This is a genomic window from Phenylobacterium sp., assembly GCF_046291545.1.
Lineage (GTDB): Bacteria > Pseudomonadota > Alphaproteobacteria > Caulobacterales > Caulobacteraceae > Phenylobacterium.
Genome location: NZ_JBKBSM010000001.1, coordinates 1,225,715 through 1,249,443 on the forward strand (window position 1 = coordinate 1,225,715; position 23,729 = coordinate 1,249,443).

Sequence of the window (23,729 nt, forward strand, 5' to 3'; positions counted from 1 at the left end):
CCTGGCGCGGGCGTCGTTGGACGGTTTGCGCCTTTCTAGCCGCTTGCCGCTAGGTGCGCCTAGCCGATGGCGCAGGCCTCGGCGATCTCGGCGCGCAGCTCGGGAAGGCCTGTTCCCTTCTCCGAGGACGTGGCCAGCACCCGGGGGAAGGCGGCGGGCCGCTTCGCCACCGCTTTCAAGGTGCGCTCGGTCACCGCGGCCACCTCCGCCGGCTTCAGCTTGTCAGCCTTGGTCAGCACGATCTGGTAGGACACCGCCGCCGCGTCGAAGGCGTCCAGCGCCTCGGCGTCCACCGCCTTCAGTCCGTGCCGCGCATCGATCAGCAGATAGGCGCGCTTCAGGTTCGGCCGCCCGCGCAGATAGTCGCGGCCGAGGTTCTGGAACTTCTTGGTCGCCACCTTAGAGGCCCGGGCGAAGCCGTAGCCGGGCAGGTCCACCAGGCGCAGCTTCTCGTCCAGCAGAAAGAAGTTCACCTCCCGGGTGCGCCCCGGCTCGTTCGAGGCGCGGGCCAGGTGCTTGTGGCCGACCAGGGCGTTGATCAGCGAGGACTTGCCCACGTTGGAGCGCCCGGCGAACGCCACCTCCGGCAGGTCCGGCGGCGGCAGGCCGTCGATGGAGACCGCGCCCATCAGGAACACGGCCGGCCGCGCGAACAGCACCCGCGCGGCCTCGATCTGGTCCGCGTCGAAGGGCGTATCGGCGCTCACCCGACGACCTTGCGCTTGCCGCTCAGCCGCCCGATCAGGTCGTCGATCGGATTCTCCACCTTGAAGCGGCGCATGATCACGTACTGCTGGGCGATGGTCAGGACGTTGTTCCAGGTCCAGTAGATCAGCAGGCCCGCAGCGAACGGCGCCATGATGAAGGTGAACATGATCGGCATCAGCTGGAAGATCCGCTGCTGCACGGGGTCCGGCGCGGGCGGGTTCATGGCCGTCGTCAGCCACATGGTGAACCCATAGATCACGGCCCAGGCGCCCAGGTGCAGGGGGCCGCCCATCAGCCCGCCGATCAGCGGCAGGGCCGCCGGGTCGTAGGGGATCAGGCCGAAGAGGTTCCAGAGGCTGGAGGGGTCGCGCGCGGAGAGGTCCTGGATCCAGCCGAAGAAGGGCGCGTGGCGCATCTCGATGGTGACGGTCAGCACCTTGTAGAGCGCATAGAACACCGGGATCTGCACCAGCATGGGCAGGCAGCCCATCATCGGATTGATCTTTTCCTTCTGGTAGAGCCCCAGAAGCTCCTGCTGCTGCTTCGCCGGGTCGTCCTTGTACTTCTTGCGCAGCTCCTCCATCTGCGGCTGGATCTTCTTCATCTTCGAGAGCGACTCATAGCTCTTGTTCGCCAGCGGGAAGAACAGGAGCTTCACGCAGACGGTCAGGGCCAGGATCGCCAGGCCGAAGTTGCCCACGTGGCGATAGAGGAATTCCAGGAACAGGAAGATCGGCTTGGTGAAGAACCACAGGTTGCCCCAGTCCACGGCGTCGCTGAACCGCGGGGCGCCGAGCTTCTCCTCGTAGGATTTCAGCACCGGCACGCTCTTGGCGCCGGCGAAGAAGCGGGTGGTCTCGGTCACCTGGCGGCCGGCGCCGATCTCGCGGGCCGCACCGACGAAGTTGGCCTCGAAGATGTCGGTGCCCGGCGCCTTGGTGACGCGGAAGTCGCCCTTGATCTTCTCGTTCTGGTTCGGGATCAGGGCGGCCAGCCAGTACTTGTCGGTGATGCCGACCCATCCGCCGGTGGAGGCGACCTCCGGGCCGCCCTCCTTCGCCCACTTCTTGTACTTCACGAGCTTCAGCTCGAGCTTGTCGGCGCCCAGCATGCCCACCGCGCCTTCATGCACGATCGAGTTCTTGCCCAGCTCCGGCGGCAGCCCCTGGCGCTGGACCGAGGCGTAGGGGGCGAGGGTCACCGACTGGCCCGACAGATTGGCCACCGTGTCAGTCACCGTGAACATGTACTTGTCGTCCACCTCGATGCGGCGGGTGAACACCAGGCCCTGGCCGTTGTCATAGCGCAGGGTCAGCGGCTGGCCGGGTGCGAGGGTGGAGCCCTCGGCCACCTGCCAGAGCGTGTCGCCGTTCGGCAGGCCCGGCAGGTTCGCGCCGGCCCAGCCGAACTCGGCGAACCAGGCGTGGTCGGCGCCCTCCGGGCGCAGCAGTTCGACCGGCGGCGAGGACGCGGCCAGCTCCTGGCGGTAGTCCTTCAGGTAGAGGTCGTCGATGCGCGCGCCACGCAGGGCCACCGAGCCGGAGAGGGCGGGCGTGGAGATCGGCGCCCGGGGGCTGGCGGCGGCGGCCTCCGCGCGCGTCGCCGCCTTCTGAACAGGCGCGATCTGGGGGGCGGTGCGCCCGGCCGGGCCCGCCGCGGCGGCCGGCGCGTTGAGCGCGGCCTCCCGCTCGCGCCGCTTGGCTGCGGGATCCAGCACGAACACCTGATAGAAGATCAGGATCAGGGCGGCGCTGACCACGAAGATGATCGTGTTGCGATTGTTCTGGTTCATGAAGACGCGCGCTCAAGCGGAGAGGGGGAGGAGGGGGCCGCAGGCCCTGGGGCCCGGTTCTCGCTGTCGGCGGCGAGGCTTATCAGCGCGCTTTTCACGTCGTCAAGCAAACGCGGCCAGGGCCGCGCCGGCGTGCCGTTGCGGGCGATGAAGACATAGTCCGTCCCGGGCCGCCCGAACTGCGGCAGGAGGACGCGGGCGGCTTCGCGCAACCGGCGCTTGGCGCGGTTTCTCACGACCGCCCCGCCGATCTTGCGGGTGGCGGTGAATCCTACGCGGATGAGGGAATCGGCGTCCTCGCGCGGCCGCGCCTGGATCACCACGGCTCCGCGCGCCGCCGAGGGCGCGCGCGCACAGGCCAGGAACTCGGGCCGTGTCTTCAGGCGCTGGATGTCAGGCGAGGCGTCCGTCACGCGGACACCATAATCCTCTTTCGAGGATTCAGGCGGTCAGGCGCTTGCGGCCCTTGGCGCGCCGGCGGGCGATCACCTTCTGGCCGTTCTTGGTGGCCATGCGCGCACGCCAGCCGTGACGGCGCTTGCGCACGAGTCGGGACGGCTGAAAGGTCCGCTTCACAGGTGTAGCTCCGGGTCAAAATCGAGCGGCGGTGATTAGGGGATGGGGCGCGGCCTGTCAACCGGCCGTGGTTCGAACGGCGGCGGCCGCCGCCCAGATCGGCCGCCCGGCCCGGGGCTCAGGCCGCCAGCGTCACCACCACCGGTCCGCGCGGGGTGGCGACCAGGGTGTGTTCGTACTGCACCGCCGGCGCCCCGCCCAGCGGGCGCAGGGTCCAGCCGTCGCCGGTCTCCTCCACCCAGTCGTCGCCGAGGGACAGGAACGGCTCGATGGTGAAGACGAGGCCGTCGTGGATGCGCCGCTTGTCCTGCGGCTCATACCAGGTGGCCAGTTCCGTGGGCTCCTCATGCAGCGCGCGGCCCACCCCGTGGCTCGCGAGGTTGCGGATCAGGGTGTAGCCGTTGCGCTGGGCGAAACCTTCGATGGCGCGGCCGATCTCGTTCAGCGCTCCGCCGGCCTTCACCGACCGGATGCCGGTCCACATGGCCCGCCGGCCGTCACGGCACAGGCGCTCGATCCTCGGCGCGACCGGCGGCACGGCGAAGCTGGCGCCCGTGTCGGCGAAGAAGCCGTCGACCTCCGCGGAAACGTCGATGTTCACCAGGTCTCCGGCCTGCACCCGCCGATCGCCCGGAACGCCGTGCGCCACGTCGGGGCCGATGGAGATGCAGGTCGCGCCTGGGAAGCCATAGGTGATCTCCGGCGCCGAGCGGGCGCCCTCGCGCTCCAGCATGGCGCGGCCCAGGTCGTCCAGCTCACGGGTGGTGATCCCGGGCTCCAGGGCCTTGCCCATGGCCTCCAGCGTGCGGGCCACCAGCCGGCCGGCGGTCTTCAGGCGTTCCAGGTCGTCTTCGCTGCCGACGGTCATGGCGGGTCCTCAAAGGTCGGGACTGATGATGGTCTTGCCGACCACCTTGCGGGCGGCGAGGGTGTCAAAGGCCTCGCGCCAGCGGTCGAGGGGGAATTCCTGGTCCACGCGCGGGCGCACCACGCCCTCGGCGGCCAGCTTCCAGATCGCCTTCTGGTTTTCGCGACCGCGCTCGGGGAACTGGCGGCCGTACTCGCCGGCCCGCACGCCCATCACGGAAAAGCCCTTGATCAGCGGCATGTTCACCGAAACCGTGGGAATCCGGCCTGAGGTGAAGCCGATCACCAGCAGCCGCCCGTCGAAGGCGATGCAGCGCACGCTCTCGTCGAACACGTCGCCGCCGACCGGATCGTAGATCACGTCCGCCCCGCGCCCGCCGGTGATCTCCTTGACCTTTTCGCGGAAACCGCCGGTCACGTTGACCAGGGCGTCGGGCGAATATTCCGCCGCCACCACGGCCAGCTTCTCGTCCGAGGCCGAGGCGGCGATCACACGCGCCCCCAGGGCCTTGGCCAGGTCCACGCAGGCCAGGCCCACGCCGCCGGCCGCGCCGTGAACCAGCACCCACTCGCCAGGCTGCACGTTCGCCCGCCGGACCAGGGCGACGTAAGCGGTCAGGTAGGCCGCGCCGAAGCCGGCGGCCTGCGACCAGCTCAGTCCGGCGGGCTTGGGGTTCAGCGCTGCTGCGGGCGAGACGGCGTACTCGGAAAAGCCGCCGATGCGGGCGGGCCCCACCACCGGCGCGCCGATCTCCCAGCTGGTCACGCCATCGCCCAGGGCGTCCACCTCGCCGGCCACCTCGAGCCCGGGGATGAACGGCAGGGGCGGCTTGTGCTGGTATTCCCCGCGGGTCTGCAGAAGGTCCGGGAAGTTCACGGCCGCCGCGCGCACCTTGACGCGCACCTCGCCGGGACCGGGCTCCGGCGTCTCGATCTCCTTAACCGCGCAGCCGGCGTAGTTCGCCGCCAGCGCCTCGACCACAAGCGCTCTCATCAGTGTATGCGTCCCTCAAAGCCTTCGCGCACCAGGCCCGCGACCTCGCGGCAGGCCACGTCGGCGCACGGGACCGCGCCCGTGAAGGCGGTGAAGCCGTGCGCCAGCCGGTCGTAGCAGCGATAGACCACCGGCACGCCGGCCGCCTTCAGCGCCACGGCGTAGGCCTCGCCCTGGTCGACCAGCGGGTCGAACCCGGCCGTCACGACCACGGCGGGCGCCAGGCCCGCCAGGTCCGCCTGGTGGATCGGCGACAGCCGCGGGTCGGCCGGATCGGCGTCCGGGCCCATGTAGTGCCCCATGAACCAGTCCATGGTGGCGCGCGACAGCGGATAGGCGTCGGCGTAGGTGGTCATCGAGGCCGTCTCGCTGGCCACGTCCACCGCCGGATAGATCAGGAGCTGGAGGTAGGGCTGCGGCTCGCCCTTTCGCTTCATCTCCTGGGCGACGATCGCCGCGAAGTTTCCGCCCATGGAATCGCCGCCGATGGCGACCGCGTCCGCCGGGGCGCCGAAATCCGCCGCATGGCTGCGGGCCCAGCGATAGGCCGCCAGCACGTCCTCCAGGCCGGCGGGGAACCGGTGTTCCGGCGCCAGACGGTATTCCACCGACAGGACCGGGCAACGGGCGACCCGCGCCAGGATGCGGCAGAAGACGTCGCTGGTGTCCAGGTCGCCGATCACCCCGCCGCCGAAGTGGGCGTAGACCATCAGCGGTGCGGCGGGGTCCTGGTTCTGCGGGCGGTAGGCGCGGGCCGGGATCGGTCCCTCCGCGCCCGGAACGCTCATCGGCTGCATCGTCACCCCAGGCTCGGGCTTGCCGGCCAGGACCGCCAGCCCCTGGGCGCTGGCCGCGCGCGCTTCCGGCGGTGACAGGGTGTGCAGGCCCGGCGCCCGCGAGCCGGCGGCGGCCAGGAACTGCAGCCGCGGATCCAGGGTGCGACCGCCCTGGTAGACGACCCCGCCGCCCGACATCAGCCGAAGGATCGGGGCGGGAAGGGACAGCAGCGCCTTCAGAATGGTGCGCTGGACCGCGGCGTTGGCCATTGACGGTCCTTAACCTCGCGCCTTGGGCAGGCCGTGCAGGCCCGAAATGATCATGGTGACTGCGAAGTCCGCCGCCGCCTGGGTGTCGATCGGCCGCCGCTCCAGCATCCGGTCGCCGACCTCCCGGGCGATGGCGATGCAGGCGCTGGCCAGGAAATCGGGGTCCGCCGTCGGGCCGCCGCGGGCGATCTCCTCGAGGATGGCGCCGCGGACCTCGGCGAACACGGCCGCCATCTCCGGCGTCTCGCCGGTGACATGCAGGTGCGGCTCGCCCGCCCGCCGTTCGGCCCAGGCGGCGTGCTCGACCTCCAGGAAGCCGTAGTAGGCGTGGATGGCGGCGCGGACGAACTCCTCGAAGCCGTTAGAGCGGCCGCGCAGGCTCTTCAGGATCGGGGCGAAGCGCCGCGCGCCGTCGTCGGCCAGGGCGGCGAACACCTCCTCCTTGGATTTGAAGTAGTTGTAGAAGGTGCCGGCCGCCAGGCCCGTGCGCCGGATGATGTCGCGCACCGTGACGTTGTCGTAGCCCAGCTCGGCGAACACAGCCCGTGCGGCGTCCAAGATCGCCTGGCGATTCTGGACCTTCGTCTGCTCACGCTTGCCGGCCGGCAGATAGGCGACTTGCGACATAGGACCCCTGCACCAGGAAAAAACTGACGGGCGTCATTCTAGAGGCGTGCGTCACCGTACGCCAAGCGTTGTGACGGTCTCGTCACCTTGCGGTCACTGCGCCGGGCGCGTCGCAGGCCGCCCGGCACTGGCTCCAGGCGCCGGGACAGTCGTCCGCCAGCTCCGAGGCAAGGCAGAAGTAGTAGGACTGTGCGCAGGACAGCCGGCACTGGCCCGCCGTATCGCCCAGGGCGGCCGGCGGCGAGGCCGCCGAAGCCAGCGGGGCCGCCGGCGCCGGCGCGGGGGACGGGGCCGCCTCGGTCTCGGCGCCCTGCGGGGGCGAGGCCGCGGCAAGGGCGGGCCGGGCGCCTCGCAAAGGCGCCGCCGTCTGCGCCTGGGCGGACGCCGCCGCCAGGATCAGGCTCAGAATCAGCACCGCCTCGCGCACCATGCGCCGCACACTCCCGCCCTGCGCTTAAGACCTGGTTAACTATACCGTCCGCTGGGCCCGGTCCTTGGCGTTCGTGGCCTGAATGGCGTCCCGCGCGGCGGCCCACTGCTCGTCGGTCCAGGCGCGCAGGCTCGAGAAGTTGCCGCCGCCGGCCTGCCAGGACGCCCCGTCGATGGCGATCGACTGACCGTTCACATAGGCCGACAGCGGGTGCAGCAGATAGACCGCCAGATTGGCGAGCTCGCGCATTTCGCCGACCCGGCCCATCGGATTGCCGCTCATGTCCCGATAGGCGCCGCCGGTGTCGCGGCTCTGGTTCGGGTTCAGCCGCGCGCTCATCCCCTCGGTGGGGAAGGGGCCGGGCAGGATGTTGTTGAAGCGGATGCCGTAGCTTCCCCATTCCACGGCCAGCGACTGGCTCATGGTCGCGATCGCCGATTTCGACATTGCAGAGGGCACGGTGTAGGGGCCGCCGTTCCAGATCCAGGTCGTCAGAATCGAGACCACCGAGGCCTTCCTGCCCTCGGCGATCCATCGCTTGCCCGCATCCAGCGTCACGAAGAAGCTGCCGCGGAAGACGATGTTGGCGATGGCGTCGAACCCCCGGGGCGACAGGTCCTGGGTGCGGCTGATGAAGTTGCCGGCGGCGTTGTTGACCAGGCCGGTCAGGGCGCCGCCCTCGGCCCAGATCCTGTCCATCATCTCGGTGATCGCCTCGGGCACGCGAATGTCGCAGGCGATCGGCGCCACCTTGCCGCCGTGGGCGTCCATCAGCTCCTTCGCCGTCTCCTCCAGCACCCCGCCGCGGCGTCCGCAGATGAACACCTCCGCGCCCAGCATCAGGCAGGCCTCGGCCATCACCTTGCCAAGGCCTGTGCCGCCGCCGGTGATCAGGATGCGCTCGCCCTTCATCAGGCCGGGCTTGAACATCAGGTCGTCCATGGAAAGCTCGGCCATGGGGGTTCCTCCTTCATATCGTTGGAGGAACTGCGCCGACCTGACGCCGGGGAGGTCAAGCGGCGGCGTCAGACCCGCTCGATCAGCGCCATCGCGCCGGCCGGCGCGCGCACCTTTCCCTCCGAGATGAAGAAGGCGAAGACGTCGCGGTCGGCCTTGGGCGCCGGATGGGCCGGATCGGCGAACGCCAGGTCCGCCGGCGCGCCGCCGGCCGCATAGGTCCTGAACCGCCCGGCCCATTCGTCGATCTCGGCGGGGGGATAGCAGGTCTCGATCTCGTCCGAGCCCTTGATCAGCCGTGCGTAGACGAAGTCGGCGGTGACGTCGGCGATCTGCGGGAACTCCGCGTGGTGGGCCAGGCAGATGGCCGCGCCGCGGTCGCGGCACAGGGCCACGAAGGCCGGGTCGACGAAGCTCGGGTGCCGCACCTCCATCACGTGCCGCAGGGGCCGGCCCTCGAGCCTGTCCGGCAGCAGCTTCAGGAAGGCGGAGAAGTCCTCCGCGTCGAACTTCTTGGTGGCCATGAACTGCCAGACGATCGGTCCGAGCTTGTCGCCGAGCTCGGTCAGACCCTGGGCGAAGAACTTCTCGACGGACGGCCCGGCCTCGGCCAGCACCCTGCGGTTGGTGCAGAAGCGCGAGGCCTTGAGCGAAAAGACGAAGCCGTCCGGCGCGGCCGCCGCCCACTTGGCGAAGCTCTCCGGCTTCTGGCCCGAATAGTAGGTGGAGTTGATCTCGATGGCCGTCAGGCGGCTGGCCGCGTAGGCCAGTTCGTCCGCCTGCCTTAGGCCCTTGGGATAGAAGACCCCGCGCCAGGGCTCGAAGGTCCAGCCCCCGATTCCGGCGCGAATGGTTCCAGCCATCGAGATCGCTCCAGTTGCGTGCGGCCTACTTGCGCTGGGCCGCGGTCTTGTCGCGCTCGGCCTTGAACTCCGCGCCCTGCTTCCATTCCGGCCAGGCGGTCGAGTTGGCGAGCTTGTGGCCCAGGTCGAACATCAGCTCGCCGTCCTGAGCCACGCCCTCCAGGTTCCAGCTGTCGTCGTACTCGTCGGCCGGCTGGTGGTAGCGGTTGGCGGTGTACTCCTTGGCGAAGGCCTTGCCGGCCTCGACCCCGCCGTCGACCAGATCCTCGCCCGAGCCGTAGGAGATTGCCGGCACTCCGCGCTTGGCGAAGGAGAAGTGGTCCGAGCGGAAGAAGCTGCCCGCTTCGGGGCGCGGATCGGGGCTGTAGCGACGCCCCTGGGCCTTGCCCGCCGCGATCAGGTCGTCCTGCAGGGTCACCGGCGCATCGCCGGACGTGGTGAAGTCCTTCGCCGGCCCGCCGGGACGCAGGGCGTCCATGTTGATGTTCGCCACCGTGGTGGCCAGCGGATAGAGCGGGTTCGCCGCATAGTACTCCGAGCCCAGCAGGCCCTTTTCCTCGGCGGTCACCGCCAGGAAGACGACCGAACGCTCCGGCGGCTTCTCCTGGGTGAAGGCGCGGGCGATCTCGATCATGGTCGCCACGCCGTCGGCGTTGTCGACGGCGCCGTTGTAGATGGTGTCGCCCTTAGCGTCGGGCAGTCCGACGCCGATGTGGTCCCAGTGCGAGGTGTAGATGATCCGCTCGTCCGGCCGCTTCGCGCCCGGGATCACCCCCACCACGTTCTTGGAGACGATCTTCTGCGCCTTGACCCCGTAGTCGGTGGAGAAGCTCGCGCCCTTCAGCTCCACCGGCTGGAAGTCGCGGCTCTGGGCCTGCTTCTTCAGGGTTTCGAAGTCCAGGCCCGCGCGCTTCAGGATCTCGGCGGCCGCGTCGCGCTGGATCCAGCCTTCCAGCAGCGGATGCACCGACCCGGGATCGTCGCGGATGATGTCGAAGATCGAGTTGGTGTTTGAGTTCTTCACCGTCGCCCAGCCGTAGGACGCCGGCGCGGTCTCATGGACCACCAGCAGGCCCAGTGCCCCCTGCCGGGCGGCTTCCTCGTACTTGTAGGTCCAGCGGCCGTAGTAGGTCATCGCCTTGCCGCCGAAGTCGCCGGAACCGGTCTCGAAGTCCGGGTCGTTGACCAGGACCATCACGACCTTGCCCTTCAGGTCCATGTCTTTGAAGTCGTCCCAGTTGCGCTCGGGCGCATCGACGCCGTAGCCGGCGAAGACGATCGGCGCGTCCTTGATGGTGACGCGGTCGGCGCCCGTGGAGGCTGCACGCAGGGCCACTTCCTCGCCCTGGGTCCAGTTCAGGGTTTCGCCGCCTGCGGCGACGCTCACCGCCACGGGTCCGTCGATCTCGAACATCGCCAGCGGCACGTCCTGGGTCCAGGCGCGCGTCCCGTCCTTCATCAGGTCGCCGCCGGGCTTCAGGCCCACGGCCTGGTACTGCTGGGCGATGTAGGCGACCGATTTTTTCTCGCCTTCGGTGGCGGGGGCGCGGCCCTCGTACTCGTCGGAGGCAAGGATCTTCACATGTTCGGCGATCTTGGCAGGATCGATGTCGGCGGCCTGGGCGGGCGACGACAGGATCGCCACGGCGGAGGCGGCGGCCAGCAGGAAGGTCTTCATGAAAACTCTCGAAAGGTCGGAAGTTGACGGCGACCCTAGAGCAATTTTCGCCGATGGCGACGGTTGCGCGCAGAAATTGCTCCGTGGCCGCCGTTTCACGGCCTGATCCATGCCCGGGCCTGTCGCTCTGGCGCAACACCGGTCGGTGAACAGCGCTGGGCGCGCGTCTTGTGCTGGCGTTTGTCTCCGGACTGTAATCTGAGGGTGTTCCGGCTATGCTCAAAGCCGCCGCGCGGGCGCGCCGCCGGGGCGCCCAGGGGGTAGGAACCAGCCCGGATTCAAGGCTGCTAAAGCGAAAAGAGACGATGCGCCTCGAAAGAACCGCAGCCGTCATGGCCTGTCTTGCGCTCGGCGCCTGCGCGGCCGGCCGCGAACCGCAGGTCGGCCTGCCCGCCGCCTATGACGCGCCGAATCCGGGCGAGCTGCCTGCCGAGACCCTCGACCGCTGGTGGACGAGCTTCGGGGATCCCCAACTCGAGGCCCTGATCGAGCGAGCCCTGGTCGAAGCGCCCGACGCCCGCTCGGCGGCCGCCCGCCTTGCCGAGGCCCGCGCCTCGGGGGCCACGGCCCTGACCGCCTTCCTGCCCCAGGGCAACGCCACCGGCTCGGCCCGGCGCACCGAGACGCGTCAGACCGAAGGCCCTCAGCTCGACATCCCCGGCTACTCCCTGAGCGGCACGTCCGACGCCTACGCGGCCAACTTCAACGTAAGCTGGGAGATCGACCTCTTCGGCCGCTTCTTCGCGGCCCGCCAGGCCTATCGCGGCGACGTCGCCGCCGCCCGCTTCAGCTACGAGGGCGCCCGCGCCAGCCTCGCCGCCGCCATCGCCGACGCCTATTTCCAGGCCCGCGGTCTCGCCATTCAATTGGAGGACGCCCGGGAGACCGTGCGCATCCAGCGCGCGCTCTATGAGGTGGCCCAGGCCCGGGCCGAGCGGGGCCTGGGCGCCAGTTCCGACGCCGACCGCGTCGCCGGCGACCTGGCCCAGGCCGAGACCCAGGCGGCGAGCCTGGAGGCCGAGCTGCAGGCGGCCCGCCGCTCGCTGCTGGTGCTGGTCGGCCGCGGCGCTGCGCCCATCGCCGAGATGCCGGCGCCTCCCGCGGTCGGCACGATCCCTGCGGTCCCCGCGACCATTCCCGGTCAACTGCTCGCCCGCCGCCCCGACGTCCGGGAGGCCGAGGCCCGCGTCCAGTCCGCCCTGGGGCGCGGCCGTTACGCCCGGCTCGCCTTCTTCCCCACCTTCGACCTGACGCCGGGCCTCGGCCTGAGCCGGTCGGTGCAGCCGGACTACGAGTACACGACCGAGAACTGGTCCATCGGCGCCCAGGCCACCATTCCCGTGCTCGACATCCCGCGCCTGCTCCTGGAGCTCAAGGCGCAGGATGCGCGGACCGAACAGGCGGTGATCGCCTACGAGGACGCCGTGCAGACCGCGTTCGGCGAAGCGGAGAACGCTCTCGTGCGCCTGGCCGCCGACCGCCGGGGCGTGACCCTGCTGCAGGACGGCGAGGCCCGCGCCCGGCGCGCCTTCGAGGCTTCGCGCACAGGCTACGAGGCCGGGCTCACGGACTTGCAGACCGTACTGGGCGCCGAGCAAAGCTGGCGCGCCACCCGCTCGCAGTTGGCCGCCGCGCAGGTCCAGGGCCTGCGCCGTGCGGTCCAGACCTACAAGGCTCTGGGGGGCGGCTGGCCAGCCGGTCCCGTCCAGACCGCAGAAAAGGCTCGCTGAGACGTGACGAGACCGACGACCGCCCTAGCCTTCGCGCTCGCCCTGACGGCCGCCGCCCTTGGCGCCTGCTCCAAGCCGGAGCCCAAGGAGAGCGAGACCCAGCGCGCCCGCGCCGTGAACGTCGCGCGGGTCGAGGCGCGCCCGATCAGCGGCGCCCTGGCCGCCTCGGGCTCGCTGATCCCGCGGGAGGAAGCCGCCGTCTTGCCCGAGGTCACGGGCTATCGGGTGGCCCGCGTCCTGGTGGACGCCGGCGTCTGGGTCAAGGCCGGCCAGCCGCTCGCCGTGCTCGACGGCTCCCTGCTCGCCGCCCAGGTCGAACAGCAGCGCGCCGCTGCGGCCCAGGCCGAGGTCCAGGCCCAGCAGGCCGAGGCCCAGGCCGCGCGCGTCCAGGGCCTCGACGGCCAGGGCGTCCTCTCCCAGGAGCAACTGGAGAACCGCCGCTTCCAGGCCCTGGCCGCACGCGCCACGGCCGAGGCCCAGGCCGCCGCCCTCAAGGACGCCGAGACCCGCCAGCGCAAGCTCAACGTCACCGCGCCGGTCAGCGGCCTGGTGCTGGAGCGCAACGTGCGGCCTGGCGACCTCGCCGCCGGCGGCGCCTCGCCCTGGTTCCGCATCGCCGAGGACGGTCAGATCGAGCTGCAGGCGGAAATGGCCGAGGACGACCTGTCCCGCATCCGCGTCGGCCAGACGGCCACGGTGACCCTGCCGTCGGGCACGACGGTCGAAGGCCGCGTGCGCCTGGTCTCGCCGCAGGTGGACGCCCAGACCAAGCTCGGCACGGTGCGGATCACCCTGCCGGTCCGCGCCGACGTGCGCGCCGGCGGCTTCGCCCGCGCCGTCTTCGGCGGCGCGTCGGCCGAGGGGCTCACCGTCCCGGAGACGGCGGTCCGGTATGACGCCGACGGCGCCAGCGTGATGGTGGTCGGCCCCGACAACCGGGTGAAGAGCGTGCCGGTCCAGACCGGCGCCCGCGGCGGCGGCTTCGTGGTCCTGACCAAGGGCCCGCCCGCGGGGGCGCGGGTGGTGGAGAACGCGGCGGCCTTCCTCCTGGACGGCGACCTCGTGCGGCCCACCGACTCCAAGGCCTCGGCGCCGCAGAAGGCCGCGCCCGCCCCGGCCAAGGGCGCGGCGCAATGAGCCACGAACCCGAAGCCCGGCGCGAGGACGGCGGCGGCGACGGTCTGCGCATCTCCGCCTGGGCGATCCGCAACCCGGTGCCGGTGGCGGTGCTGTTCATCGCCCTGATCCTGGCCGGCCTGGTCTCCTACTCGGGCCTGGCCATCAAGCAGTTCCCGAACGTCCAGTTCCCCGCGGTTTCGGTCACCGTCACCCAGAGCGGGGCCGCGCCGGCCGAGATCGAGACCCAGATCACCCGCCAGGTGGAGGACGCCCTGGCCGGCATCTCCGGGGCCAAGAACATCTATTCCGCCGTCAGCCTGGGCGCGTCGTCGACGACGATCGAGTTCGAGCTCGGCGAAGACCTGCAGAAGAAGACCGACGACGTCCGCTCGCGGATCGACCAGATCCGGGCCAACCTGCCGCGTGAGATCGACGAGCCCACGGTCACGAGGGTCGAGCTGGATTCCCAGCCGATCCTCACCTACGCAGTCTCGGCCCCCGGGATGAGCGATTCAGAGCTCTCCTGGTTCATCGACGACACCATCGCTCGCGAACTCCAGGCTGAACGCGGGGTCGCCCAGATCAGCCGGGTGGGCGGGGTCAACCGCGAGATCAACATCATCATCGACCCCGACCGGATGGCCGCCCGCGGCCTGACGGCGCCCCAGCTCAACAACGCGTTGCGCAGCTTCGACGTCGACGCCCCCGGCGGGCGCGTCTCGGTCGGCGGACGCGAGCAGACCCTGCGCGTGCTCGGCGCCGTCGACACCCTGGAGGCCCTGCGCGCGCTCACGATCCCCACCGGGACGGGCTCCTATGTGAAGCTCACCGATGTGGCCGAGGTCGGCGACGGCTCCAGCGAAGTGCGCGGCTTCGCCCGGCTGAACGGCGAGGCGGTCGTCGGATTCCAGGTGATGAAGACCCGCGATTCCAGCGATGTGCGGGTCGACGACGCGGTGGTCGCCACCCTCGAGCGCCTGGAGAAGCAGTATCCCGGCGTCACCTTCACCCGCATCTTCTCCTCGGTCGACGAGACGCGGGCCAGCTTCCGCGCCACCGAGCACGTGCTCCTGGAAGGCATGCTGCTCGCGGCCCTCGTGGTGTTCTTCTTCCTGCGCGACTGGCGCTCGACCCTGATCACCGCCTTCGCCATGCCGGTGTCGCTCATCCCGACGTTCTTCGTGATGAGCCTGCTCGGCTTCTCCCTGAACATCGTCACCCTTCTGGCCCTGACGCTGGTCATCGGCATTCTCGTCGACGACGCGATTGTCGAGATCGAGAACATCGAAAAGCGCGTGGCCATGGGCATGCGGCCCTATCAGGCCGCCATGCAGGGCGCCGACGCCATCGGCCTGGCCGTGGTGGCCACCACCTTCGCCATCGTCGTGGTGTTCACGCCGGTCTCGTTCATGAAGGGCATGGCGGGCCAGTTCTTCCGCGAGTTCGGTCTGACCGTCTCGGTGGCGGTGCTGTTCTCCCTTGTGGTGGCGCGCCTGCTCACGCCGCTGATGGCGGCCTATCTCTTGAAGCCGGTCTCCCACGCCCGGCCGCGCAAGCCCTTCAAGGGCATCTACCGCAACGCCCTGGAGTGGGCGCTCGACCACCGGATCATGGCCTCGGTGCTGGGCGGCGTGGTGTTCGTCGCCTCGCTGCTGATCGTGCCGCTCCTGCCCACAGGGTTCCAGCCGGCGGGCGATCCCGACTACATCTACGTCAGCGTCCAGGGGCCGCCCGGCGCGACGGCCGAGGACATGGAGGAAGTGGTCCAGCGCGCCACGCGCATCTTCGAGGGCCGGCCCGGCGTGCGGGCCGTCTTCGCCCAGGTCGGCTCCACCGTCGCCGCCAGCGGGCCCGGATTCGGCGGCGGCTCGTCCAGCGCGCTGAACTCCGGCACCATCACCGTCCTGCTCGACGTGCACCGATCCATCACCGGCGAAGAGCTGAAGAGCCAGACCCGCGAGGCCCTGCGTCAGGTGCCCGACGCACGCCTGACCTTCCTCGACTTCCAGGGGGCGGCGGGCATCCAGGCCAACCTCACCAGCAACGATCCCGAAGCCCTGCAGGCCGCCGCCCGCGCGCTCGAGACCCAGATGCGGACCCTCGACGAGGTCGCCGATCCGCACCCGGCCGCCGCCCCGGTGGGCCCGGAGGTGATCATCCGGCCGAAGATGGACGAAGCCGCGCGCCTGGGCGTCTCGGTCGACACCATCGCCCAGATCGCCCGCGTGGCCACCGTGGGCGACATCGACGCCAACGTCGCCAAGTTCACGGACGGCGAACGCCGCATCCCCATCCGCATCCGCCTGCCGGTCGAGGCGCGTTCGGACCTGGAACGCATCAAGGCCCTGCGCATCCCAACGGCGTCCGGCGCGATCACCACCCTCGACGCGGTGGCCGACGTCTCGTTCCAGGCCGGTCCGGCCCGGATCGACCGGCTCAACCGCAAGCGTCAGATCCAGGTGGTGGCCGAACTGAACGGCGCCGAGCTCGGCGAAGCCAACCAGGCCATCAACAACCTGCCGATCATGAAGAACCTGCCGGAGGGGGTGACCAAGGCCGAGACCGGCGAACTGGAGGCGATGCAGGAGCTGTTCGGCTCGTTCGGCATGGCGATCTTCGCTGGCGTGTCGATGATTTTCGGCGTGCTGATCCTGCTGTTCCGCAGCTTCTTCAAGCCGCTGGTCATCCTCTCGGCCCTGCCGCTGGCGGTGGGCGGGGCGTTCCTGGGCCTGCTGATCTTCAACCTGTCGCTGTCGATCCCTTCGCTGATCGGCTTCCTGATGCTGCTCGGCCTGGCGGCCAAAAACTCGATCCTCCTGGTGGAATACGCCATCGAGCGCGAGCGCGACGGCATGCCCCAGCGCGAGGCGCTCATCGAGGCCTGTCGCGAACGGGCCCGGCCGATCGTCATGACCACCGTGGCCATGGCCGCGGGCATGCTGCCCACCGCCCTGGCGCTGGAGAAGGGGGCGGAGTTCCGCCAGCCGATGGCCGTGGCGGTGATCGGCGGCCTCATCACCTCGACGCTGCTGTCGCTGGTGCTGGTGCCGGTTGTCTATGAGTTCGTCGACGACTTCGAGCAGTGGATCCGGCCCAAGCTGGCCAAGATCATCACCCCGCGCGAAGCGCCGCCGGCCCAGGAGAGTTCGGCCGAGCCGTCCAGGCCGGTCTAGGCGCCCGCGCTGAGGAGCCGGCGATAGAGGGTCGAGCGGTGTACGCCCAGCCGGCGCGCCGCCAGGCTGACATTGCCCCCCGCCGCCGTCAGCGCGCGGCGCATGGCGGCCAGTTCGGCGTCCTCCAGCGTACCCGCCCCGGGGGCGGCCACGGGCGGCTCGTCCCGTGCGTCGTCGGGGAAATTGGCCACGGCCGCGAAACGATCGCCGGCATGGGTCGTCAGGGCGCCGCGACGGCCGAGGGTCTCCATCGGCGCCGCGAAGATCTCCTCGAAGCGGGCGGCGTCCAGGGCCTCCCACCCGCGGCCGACCAGCGAGAGCCCCCGGCGGTTCGCACCCACCAGCCGCTCGTCCTTGAACACCAGCACCCCCTCTCGGGCCGCCCCCAGGAGGTTGGGGTCCGTGTGGAAGCGCACCACCACGCAGCCTTCGAACGGCTGGCGCAGCAGCCGATGTTCGATCTGCTCGACCGCCATGCGCACCAGGCCCAGGGCGTGGGCGTGCGGCACGCTGGCGGCGCCGGACATGTCCAGCGCGCCGACGATCGCGCCGCGGGGATCGATGATCGGAGCCGCCGCGCAGGTGAGCCCCCTGTGCTCTGCGTAGAAGTGCTCGGCGCCGTTCACCGCCACCCCGCGCCGCTCGGCCAGCGCCGTGCCGATGGCGTTCGTGCCTGCCCCCGCCTCGTTCCAGACCGCGCCGGGCCGCAGCGCCACCTGGGCCGCCCGTTCGGCGAAGCCGGGATCGCCGACGGCGTCCAGGATCACGCCCTCGGCGTTGGTCAGGATGACGATGGCGCCGGTTTCCCGCGCCTCCGCATACAGCGCGTCGAGCTCAGGACGGCTGATGCGGCGCAGGGTCTCATGGCGGTCGCAGGCGGCTCTCAGCTCGGCCGCGCTCATCGGCGCCACCCGCGGCTGGGCGCTGGCGTCCAGCCCCATTTCCGAACACCGGATCCACGAACGCAGCACTGAATGGTTGAAGTCCGCCGGCAGCCGGCCGTCCCGGAAGAACGCTGTCCGCGCCGCTTCGACTGACATCAGATTGGCCATGGCCGCCGCCTCCAGGTGTCGCAACTTGCGACAGGGGCGCTCTTACTGTCGCCTCCGGCGACAAGCTCGTCCTTCGACCGGCGACCTGTCTACTGATTTCTTGGCTTTGATTGTCGCAGACGCCGCAACCCATTTGACCCTCATCGGCGCGGGTTCTTTCGTCAGGGCTTCGAAAACTCAGCGGCGGCGGGCGAACCGGCCGCCGGATCAGGGAGCCAGGACATGACCAAGCACGAGCGCCTCGTCGCCCAGGCCGCGCCCTTCAAGGCGCGGTACGGCAACTACATCGGCGGCCAGTGGATCGAGCCCGCCGCCGGGCGTTATTTCACCAACATCTCGCCGGTGAACGGCCAGACCCTCTGCGAGGTCGCCCGCTCGGACGCGGCGGACGTGGATCGCGCCCTCGACGCCGCCCACGCCGCCAGGGCCGCCTGGGGTCGCACCAGCGCCGCCGAGCGCGCCCAGATCCTCAACCGCATCGCCGACCGTATGGAGGCCAACCTGGATCTGCTCGCCCGGGCCGAAACCTGGGACAACGGCAAGCCGATCCGCGAGACCACCGCCGCCGACGTGCCGCTGGCCGTCGACCACTTCCGCTACTTCGCCGGCTGCGTGCGCGCCCAGGAAGGATCGATCGGCGAGATCGACCACGACACCGTCGCCTACCATTTCCACGAGCCGTTGGGCGTGGTGGGCCAGATCATCCCCTGGAACTTCCCGCTGCTGATGGCCGCCTGGAAGCTCGCCCCCGCCCTGGCGGCCGGCAACTGCGTGGTTCTCAAGCCGGCCGAACAGACGCCGGCCTCGATCCTGGTGTGGGCCGAACTGGTCGGCGACCTGCTGCCGCCTGGGGTCCTCAACATCGTCAACGGCTACGGCCTGGAAGCGGGCAAGCCCCTCGCCTCCAGCCCCCGCATCGCCAAGATCGCCTTCACCGGCGAGACCTCCACCGGGCGGCTGATCCTGGAGTACGCCGGCAAGAACCTGATCCCCGCCACCCTCGAGCTGGGCGGCAAGAGCCCGAACATCTTCTTCCAGGACGTCACCGCCGAGGACGACGACTTCCTCGACAAGGCCGTCGAGGGCTTCGTCATGTTCGCCCTCAACCAGGGCGAGGTCTGCACCTGCCCCAGCCGCGCGCTGGTGCACGAGAAGATCTATGACCAGTTCATGGAGCGCGCCCTGGCGCGGGTGGCGGCGATCAAGCAGGGCGACCCTCTCGATCCCAGCACCATGATCGGCGCCCAGGCCTCGTCCGAGCAGATGGACAAGATCCTCGGCTACATCGAGATCGGCCGGCAGGAGGGCGCCCAGGTGCTGGCCGGCGGCGCGCGCAACACCTCGCTCACCGGCGACCTCGAGGGCGGCTTCTACATCCAGCCGACGGTCCTGCGCGGCCACAACAAGATGCGGGTCTTCCAGGAGGAGATCTTCGGCCCCGTCGTCTCTGTGACCACCTTCAAGGACGAGGAGGAGGCCCTGGCCCTGGCCAACGACACCCTCTACGGCCTCGGCGCCGGCGTCTGGAGCCGCGACATCAACCGCTGCTACCGCTTCGGCCGGGCCATCGAAGCCGGCCGGGTGTGGACCAACTGCTACCACGCCTATCCGGCCCACGCCGCATTCGGCGGCTACAAGCAGTCGGGCATCGGCCGCGAGACCCATCGCATGATGCTCGACCACTACCAGCAGACGAAGAACATGCTGGTCAGCTACAGCCCGTCCAAGCTGGGCTTCTTCTGAAGCCCTGCCGCCCGCCTTCCGGCCATCCTCCCTGCTCGGCGCGAGGGAGGCGGGCGGCCCGTCTCACAGGTGCTGGTGCATCACCAGCGCGTCGACGTCGCCCAGGCGCGGGTGGGCGAACGCGCCGGGAAGGCGGCCGACGGTCTGGAAGCCCAGGCTCTCCCACAGGCGCACGGCCCGCACGTTGGTGGAGACGACGATGTTGAACTGCATGGCCCGGTAGCCCCGCGCCCGCGCATGCTCCAGCGAGTGCAGTCCCATGGTGCGGGCCACGCCCCGGCCCTGGGCGGCCGGGTCGGTCATGTAGCCGCAATTGGCCACGTGCGCGCCGCCCCCGCCCTGGTTGGGCCGCATGTAGTAGGACCCGAGGATCCGGCCGTCCGCCTCGGCCACGAACACCTCGTGGGCGGGACTGAACCAGTAGGCCCGGCCGCGCGCCTCGTCGATGTCCCGGTCCACGGCGTAGGCCTCGCCTGGCCGCACCACCGCCTCCAGGATCGGCCAGATCGCGGGCCAGTCCGCCGCCGGATCGGCGGGCCGCACGACGAGGTTCACGCCTCGCCCCCGATGATCCGCGCAAAGACCCCCGGGTCCACGTTGCCGCCGCTGAGCACCAGGCCCACTGCGCCGTCGCGCCCGGCCTTCACCTTGCCGGCCAGCAGCGCGGCCAGGCCCGCCGCCCCGCCCGGCTCGACGACCAGCTTCAGCGTCGCGAACGCCACGCGCATGGCCTCGGCCACTTCCGCGTCGGAGACCACCGCCACGTCGGCCAGGGTTCTCATCAGTATGGGGAAGGTCAGCTCGCCCGGCGCGGGGGATTCCAGCGCATCGCACAGGGTGCGGACGGCGGGCTTCAGCGTCAGCCGCCGCCCGGCCTGCAGCGAGCGCAGGGTGTCGTCGTAGCCTTCCGGCTCGGCTCCCACGAGGGCGGTCCCGGGGGACAGCGCCTTCACCGCCGTGGCGACCCCGCCCATCAGGCCGCCGCCGCCGATCGGGGTGACCACCACGTCCAGCTCTGCGCCCAGGTCCTGGGCCTGGCGCACCAGCTCCAGGCCGACCGTGCCCTGGCCGGCGATGATGTGCGGATCGTCGTAGGAGGGGACCACCAGCGCCCCGCGCGCCTGGGCGATCTCCGCGGCGATCGCCGCGCGGTCGTCGCTCAGCCGGTCATAGAGCCGGATCTCGGCGCCGTATGCGCGCGTGGCCTCCAGCTTCACGGCCGGCGCGTCGGACGGCATGACGATCAGCGCGGGCGCGCCCAGGAGCTGCGCGGCCAGGGCCACGCCCTGGGCGTGGTTGCCGCTGGAGAAGGCCACCACGCCGGTCCGGAGCTCGGCCGGCGAAAGCTGGGCCAGGCGGTTGTAGGCCCCGCGGAACTTGAAGGCGCCCACCCGCTGCAGGGTCTCGGGCTTGATCAGCACCCGCCGGCCGACCCGCGCGTTCAGCGCCGGGCTTTCGATCAGCGGCGTGGCGAGCGCCTTTCCGGCCAGGCGGCCCGCGGCCGCTTGGACGTCGGCGAAGGAGATGGCCAGGCCGTCTGCGCTCACGTGGCGAAAACCATGGAGTCGTCGGCGAAGGCCTTGAACTCCAGCGCATTGCCCGACGGATCGAGGAAGAACATCGTCGCCTGCTCGCCCGGCAGGCCCTTGAAGCGGATCTGCGGTTCGATGATGAACTTCACCCCCGCCGCCCTCAGCCGCTCCGCCAGGGCCTCCCAGGCCGGCAGGGTCATGATCACGCCGAAGTGGCGCACCGGCACGGCCTCGCCGTCGACCGCGCTCGTGCGTCTGTGGCCGGCTTCGTCGGGCGCCAGGTGGGCGACGATCTGATGGCCGTGGAAGTTGAAGTCGACCCAGTCCTCGCTGGAGCGCCCTTCGGCGCAGCCCAGAAGGCCGCCGTAGAAGGCGCGCGCCTCGGCGAGGTCGTGGACGGGGAAGGCGAGATGGAAGCGGGGCAGGTCCATGGCGCGCTTGATAGCTCCTGTCCGCATCGCAGGCGAGGGGTTGACGCGGCCGCCGCGCCGCTGTTTAGAGCGTGCCGCCGCGTTCGGCGCATTCCGCGTCCCGCAGCCTCAATCGATCCCATCCACTTGCCGAGGGCCTGTCGAAGGGCTGGTGGATCACCCTGGCAGGCGGAAGGATCGTATCCATGGCCAACGTCACCGTTATCGGCGCCCAGTGGGGCGACGAAGGCAAGGGCAAGCTCGTCGACTGGCTGTCCAACCGCGCCGACGTCGTCGTGCGCTTCCAGGGCGGGCACAACGCCGGCCACACCCTGGTGGTCGGCAATCAGACCTACAAGCTCAGCCTGCTGCCCTCCGGCGTGGTGCAGGGCAAGCTGTCGATCATCGGCAACGGCGTGGTGGTCGACCCCTGGCACCTGGTCGAGGAGATCGCCAAGCTTGGCGGGCAAGGCGTGAACATCACCCCGGACCTGCTGGTCCTGGCGGACAACGCCTGCCTGATCCTGCCCCTGCACCGCGACCTGGACCAGGCCCGCGAGGCGGCCGCCACCAACAAGATCGGCACCACCGGCCGCGGCATCGGGCCGGCCTATGAGGACAAGGTTGGCCGCCGCGCGATCCGCGTCGCCGACCTCGCCGACCGCGACGCCCTGGAAGCCAAGATCGACCGCCTGCTCGCCCACCACGCGCCGCTGCGCCGAGGGCTCGGCCTGCCGGAAGCCGATCCGGCCCGGCTGCTGGCGGACGTCGAGGCCATCGCCCCGAGGATCCTGCCCTACGCCCAGCCCGCCTGGCGGCTGCTGGACGAGGTGGTCAAGAGCGGCAAGCGCGTGCTGTTCGAAGGCGCCCAGGGGGCCCTGCTGGACGTCGATCACGGCACCTATCCGTTCGTCACCTCCTCCAACACCGTCGCCGGCCAGGCCGCGGCCGGGTCGGGGCTGGGGCCGAAGGGGCCCGGCTACGTGCTCGGCATCGTCAAGGCCTACACCACCCGGGTGGGCGAGGGGCCGTTCCCGGCCGAGCTGTTCGACGAGGACGGCCGGCGACTGGGCGAGCGGGGCCACGAGTTCGGCACCGTCACCGGCCGCGCCCGCCGCTGCGGCTGGTTCGACGCGGCCCTGGTCCGCCAGTCGGTGGCGCTGAACGGCATCGAGGGCGTGGCTCTGACCAAGCTCGACGTGCTCGACGGCTTTTCCACCCTGAAGATCTGCACCGGCTACCGCCTCGGCGAGCGCGAGGTCGACCACCTGCCCGCCGGCCTCAAGGAACAGGCGGCGCTGACGCCGGTGTTCGAGGAGCTGGAAGGCTGGAGCGAAAGCACTCAGGGCGCGCGGTCCTGGCGCGACCTGCCTGCGGCGGCCGTCAAGTACGTGCGTCGGGTGGAGGAGTTGATCGGCGCGCCGGTGGTGCTGCTATCCACCAGTCCGGAGCGCGACGACACCATCATGATGCGCGATCCGTTCCAGGACTGATGGCGGCGGCCGAAGGACAGCGCGGCGCGTCAAGGCGATCTTTACCGAACCCGGTCACCCTTGTGGCGATAGGTCCGCAGAGTTCCGCGCCCCCGTGTACACCGACGACGCCAAGCTGATTCAGAAGATGCGGCCGCTGCTGCAGCGGGTGCTGGTGATCGATCCGCACCCGGCCAGCGCGCGCCTGCTGGCCGACCTGATGCGCACGATGATCGGTTCGCAGGTCTGGATCGCCCCCTCGGGCCGCAAGGCTCTGACCATGATCCACGAGGTCGACGCCCAGATCATCTTCGTGGAGATGTCGGGCCACGACACCGACGGAATCGAGTTCACCCGCCGCCTGCGCCGCAGCGACGCGGTCTGCCGCCAGGCGCCGGTGGTGATGATGACCGCCGAAGCCACCGCCCAGGCGATCCGCGCCGCCCGTGACGTCGGCGTGCATGAGTTCATGCGCAAGCCCTTCACCACCAAGGACCTGATGCGGCGTCTCGAGGCCGTGACCCTGCGCCCGCGCGACTGGATCGAGGCGGTGGAGTACATCGGCCCCGACCGTCGGCGCTTCAACTCCGGCGACTACAAGGGCCCGCTCAAGCGCAAGTCCGACGCGCGCCAGACCCCGGACGCGGCCCGCATCAGCCAGGCCCTGAAGATCCTGAAGTCCGCCGTGGCGGCGGTCGCCAGCGACCCCACCCAGGCCCTTCGCGCCATGCTGGCCCAGGCGGCCGACCTGCAGAAAGCCGCCCTGGCCGTCAACGACCTGAAGCTGGCCACGGCCACCGCCGACCTGCAGCGCTACCTGACCGCGGTGGTCGACAAGTCCGCCCCCTTCACCGTGGAAGAGGCCGGCAAGCGCATAGCCCCGCTGCTGGTCTTTCTTCCCGCCGACGCCCAGGCCAAGCCGGCCGCGCCGGGCCGCCCCAAGCCGGCGGCGGCCTGAAC

Annotated in this window: 22 protein-coding genes; 6 read left to right on the forward strand and 16 right to left on the reverse strand. The window is 70.5% G+C overall.

Annotation, left to right across the window (positions count from 1 at the left end; genetic code table 11):
• Window positions 1–59: 59 nt before the first annotated feature.
• The 12 genes from yihA to ACK4YQ_RS06085 form a co-directional block, all read right to left on the reverse strand.
• Complete coding sequence (yihA, locus tag ACK4YQ_RS06030) at window positions 60–707, reverse strand: ribosome biogenesis GTP-binding protein YihA/YsxC (RefSeq protein WP_409609284.1); 648 nt, start codon at window positions 705–707, stop codon at window positions 60–62.
• On the reverse strand, window positions 704–2,500 hold the full coding sequence (gene yidC, locus ACK4YQ_RS06035; protein ID WP_409609286.1) for a membrane protein insertase YidC: 1,797 nt from the start codon (window positions 2,498–2,500) through the stop codon (window positions 704–706). Before yidC ends, yihA begins: the two co-directional genes overlap by 4 nt.
• Window positions 2,497–2,913: a ribonuclease P protein component gene (rnpA, locus tag ACK4YQ_RS06040; protein ID WP_409609288.1), complete on the reverse strand. Its 417-nt coding sequence runs from the start codon at window positions 2,911–2,913 to the stop codon at window positions 2,497–2,499. The genes yidC and rnpA overlap by 4 nt, the downstream gene beginning before the upstream one ends.
• Window positions 2,914–2,941: 28 nt before the next feature.
• The gene (gene rpmH / locus ACK4YQ_RS06045) at window positions 2,942–3,076 is read right to left on the reverse strand and encodes a 50S ribosomal protein L34 (protein WP_409609290.1); all 135 of its coding nucleotides are present in this window, start codon (window positions 3,074–3,076) and stop codon (window positions 2,942–2,944) included.
• Window positions 3,077–3,194: 118 nt separating this feature from the next.
• Complete coding sequence (gene map, locus ACK4YQ_RS06050) at window positions 3,195–3,944, reverse strand: type I methionyl aminopeptidase (RefSeq protein ID WP_409609292.1); 750 nt, start codon at window positions 3,942–3,944, stop codon at window positions 3,195–3,197.
• 9 nt (window positions 3,945–3,953) lie between these two features.
• Complete coding sequence (locus ACK4YQ_RS06055; protein ID WP_409609294.1) at window positions 3,954–4,937, reverse strand: NADPH:quinone oxidoreductase family protein; 984 nt, start codon at window positions 4,935–4,937, stop codon at window positions 3,954–3,956.
• A complete protein-coding gene (locus ACK4YQ_RS06060) occupies window positions 4,937–5,983 on the reverse strand; it encodes an alpha/beta hydrolase (protein WP_409609296.1) in 1,047 nt (348 codons plus the stop codon). The genes ACK4YQ_RS06055 and ACK4YQ_RS06060 overlap by 1 nt, the downstream gene beginning before the upstream one ends.
• Window positions 5,984–5,992: 9 nt before the next feature.
• Window positions 5,993–6,610 (reverse strand): TetR/AcrR family transcriptional regulator, encoded by a 618-nt coding sequence (locus ACK4YQ_RS06065; RefSeq protein ID WP_409609298.1) that lies wholly within the window; start codon window positions 6,608–6,610, stop codon window positions 5,993–5,995.
• Between the two features lie 82 nt (window positions 6,611–6,692).
• Window positions 6,693–7,049, reverse strand: coding sequence for a hypothetical protein (locus tag ACK4YQ_RS06070; protein WP_409609300.1), 357 nt, complete (start codon window positions 7,047–7,049; stop codon window positions 6,693–6,695).
• Window positions 7,050–7,079: 30 nt separating this feature from the next.
• Window positions 7,080–7,997, reverse strand: coding sequence for an SDR family oxidoreductase (locus tag ACK4YQ_RS06075; RefSeq protein ID WP_409609302.1), 918 nt, complete (start codon window positions 7,995–7,997; stop codon window positions 7,080–7,082).
• Between the two features lie 68 nt (window positions 7,998–8,065).
• The gene (locus ACK4YQ_RS06080; protein WP_409609304.1) at window positions 8,066–8,860 is read right to left on the reverse strand and encodes a DUF72 domain-containing protein; all 795 of its coding nucleotides are present in this window, start codon (window positions 8,858–8,860) and stop codon (window positions 8,066–8,068) included.
• 25 nt (window positions 8,861–8,885) lie between these two features.
• Entirely contained in the window at window positions 8,886–10,538 is a 1,653-nt protein-coding gene (locus ACK4YQ_RS06085; RefSeq protein WP_409609306.1) for a M28 family metallopeptidase, read from the reverse strand.
• A gap of 305 nt (window positions 10,539–10,843) precedes the next feature.
• On the opposite strand from ACK4YQ_RS06085, the gene ACK4YQ_RS06090 reads away from it, so the two are divergent.
• From ACK4YQ_RS06090 to ACK4YQ_RS06100, 3 genes are read left to right on the forward strand one after another with little or no spacing between them, the layout of a single operon-like run.
• The gene (locus tag ACK4YQ_RS06090; protein ID WP_409609308.1) at window positions 10,844–12,268 is read left to right on the forward strand and encodes an efflux transporter outer membrane subunit; all 1,425 of its coding nucleotides are present in this window, start codon (window positions 10,844–10,846) and stop codon (window positions 12,266–12,268) included.
• Between the two features lie 3 nt (window positions 12,269–12,271).
• Window positions 12,272–13,405 carry an efflux RND transporter periplasmic adaptor subunit gene (locus ACK4YQ_RS06095; protein WP_409609310.1) on the forward strand — a complete coding sequence of 378 codons (1,134 nt, stop codon included), beginning with the start codon at window positions 12,272–12,274 and terminating at the stop codon, window positions 13,403–13,405.
• Window positions 13,402–16,560, forward strand: a complete 3,159-nt coding sequence (locus ACK4YQ_RS06100; protein WP_409609312.1) for an efflux RND transporter permease subunit — start codon at window positions 13,402–13,404, stop codon at window positions 16,558–16,560. Before ACK4YQ_RS06095 ends, ACK4YQ_RS06100 begins: the two co-directional genes overlap by 4 nt.
• Here ACK4YQ_RS06100 and ACK4YQ_RS06105 read toward each other — a convergent pair.
• Window positions 16,557–17,612: a helix-turn-helix domain-containing protein gene (locus ACK4YQ_RS06105; RefSeq protein WP_409609314.1), complete on the reverse strand. Its 1,056-nt coding sequence runs from the start codon at window positions 17,610–17,612 to the stop codon at window positions 16,557–16,559. The genes ACK4YQ_RS06100 and ACK4YQ_RS06105 overlap by 4 nt on opposite strands.
• 222 nt (window positions 17,613–17,834) lie before the next feature.
• On the opposite strand from ACK4YQ_RS06105, the gene adh reads away from it, so the two are divergent.
• Window positions 17,835–19,355 (forward strand): aldehyde dehydrogenase, encoded by a 1,521-nt coding sequence (gene adh / locus ACK4YQ_RS06110; protein WP_409609316.1) that lies wholly within the window; start codon window positions 17,835–17,837, stop codon window positions 19,353–19,355.
• Between the two features lie 63 nt (window positions 19,356–19,418).
• Here adh and ACK4YQ_RS06115 read toward each other — a convergent pair whose 3' ends face one another.
• The 3 genes from ACK4YQ_RS06115 to ACK4YQ_RS06125 are packed head-to-tail and all read right to left on the reverse strand — an operon-like array spanning window position 19,419 to window position 21,318.
• Window positions 19,419–19,910: an N-acetyltransferase family protein gene (locus tag ACK4YQ_RS06115; RefSeq protein WP_409609318.1), complete on the reverse strand. Its 492-nt coding sequence runs from the start codon at window positions 19,908–19,910 to the stop codon at window positions 19,419–19,421.
• Window positions 19,907–20,887, reverse strand: coding sequence for a threonine/serine dehydratase (locus tag ACK4YQ_RS06120; RefSeq protein ID WP_409609538.1), 981 nt, complete (start codon window positions 20,885–20,887; stop codon window positions 19,907–19,909). The genes ACK4YQ_RS06115 and ACK4YQ_RS06120 overlap by 4 nt, the downstream gene beginning before the upstream one ends.
• A gap of 11 nt (window positions 20,888–20,898) precedes the next feature.
• Complete coding sequence (locus ACK4YQ_RS06125) at window positions 20,899–21,318, reverse strand: VOC family protein (protein ID WP_409609320.1); 420 nt, start codon at window positions 21,316–21,318, stop codon at window positions 20,899–20,901.
• A gap of 185 nt (window positions 21,319–21,503) precedes the next feature.
• On the opposite strand from ACK4YQ_RS06125, the gene ACK4YQ_RS06130 reads away from it, so the two are divergent.
• Both ACK4YQ_RS06130 and ACK4YQ_RS06135 read left to right on the forward strand, forming a co-directional pair.
• A complete protein-coding gene (locus ACK4YQ_RS06130) occupies window positions 21,504–22,790 on the forward strand; it encodes an adenylosuccinate synthase (RefSeq protein WP_409609322.1) in 1,287 nt (428 codons plus the stop codon).
• Window positions 22,791–22,884: 94 nt separating this feature from the next.
• Window positions 22,885–23,727 carry a two-component system response regulator gene (locus ACK4YQ_RS06135; RefSeq protein WP_409609324.1) on the forward strand — a complete coding sequence of 281 codons (843 nt, stop codon included), beginning with the start codon at window positions 22,885–22,887 and terminating at the stop codon, window positions 23,725–23,727.
• Window positions 23,728–23,729 lie beyond the last annotated feature (2 nt).

What these genes read in the sequence shown, in the direction of transcription:
- yidC (WP_409609286.1), bottom strand. Translation starts at nt 2,500, where the DNA reads ATGAACCAGAACAATCGCAACACGATCATCTTCGTGGTCAGCGCCGCC.
- ACK4YQ_RS06105 (WP_409609314.1), bottom strand. Translation starts at nt 17,612, where the DNA reads ATGGCCAATCTGATGTCAGTCGAAGCGGCGCGGACAGCGTTCTTCCGG.
- ACK4YQ_RS06085 (WP_409609306.1), bottom strand. Translation starts at nt 10,538, where the DNA reads ATGAAGACCTTCCTGCTGGCCGCCGCCTCCGCCGTGGCGATCCTGTCG.
- map (WP_409609292.1), bottom strand. Translation starts at nt 3,944, where the DNA reads ATGACCGTCGGCAGCGAAGACGACCTGGAACGCCTGAAGACCGCCGGC.
- ACK4YQ_RS06100 (WP_409609312.1), top strand. Translation starts at nt 13,402, where the DNA reads ATGAGCCACGAACCCGAAGCCCGGCGCGAGGACGGCGGCGGCGACGGT.
- adh (WP_409609316.1), top strand. Translation starts at nt 17,835, where the DNA reads ATGACCAAGCACGAGCGCCTCGTCGCCCAGGCCGCGCCCTTCAAGGCG.
- ACK4YQ_RS06090 (WP_409609308.1), top strand. Translation starts at nt 10,844, where the DNA reads ATGCGCCTCGAAAGAACCGCAGCCGTCATGGCCTGTCTTGCGCTCGGC.
- ACK4YQ_RS06130 (WP_409609322.1), top strand. Translation starts at nt 21,504, where the DNA reads ATGGCCAACGTCACCGTTATCGGCGCCCAGTGGGGCGACGAAGGCAAG.
- ACK4YQ_RS06055 (WP_409609294.1), bottom strand. Translation starts at nt 4,937, where the DNA reads ATGAGAGCGCTTGTGGTCGAGGCGCTGGCGGCGAACTACGCCGGCTGC.
- ACK4YQ_RS06065 (WP_409609298.1), bottom strand. Translation starts at nt 6,610, where the DNA reads ATGTCGCAAGTCGCCTATCTGCCGGCCGGCAAGCGTGAGCAGACGAAG.
- ACK4YQ_RS06080 (WP_409609304.1), bottom strand. Translation starts at nt 8,860, where the DNA reads ATGGCTGGAACCATTCGCGCCGGAATCGGGGGCTGGACCTTCGAGCCC.
- ACK4YQ_RS06060 (WP_409609296.1), bottom strand. Translation starts at nt 5,983, where the DNA reads ATGGCCAACGCCGCGGTCCAGCGCACCATTCTGAAGGCGCTGCTGTCC.
- ACK4YQ_RS06075 (WP_409609302.1), bottom strand. Translation starts at nt 7,997, where the DNA reads ATGGCCGAGCTTTCCATGGACGACCTGATGTTCAAGCCCGGCCTGATG.
- ACK4YQ_RS06125 (WP_409609320.1), bottom strand. Translation starts at nt 21,318, where the DNA reads ATGGACCTGCCCCGCTTCCATCTCGCCTTCCCCGTCCACGACCTCGCC.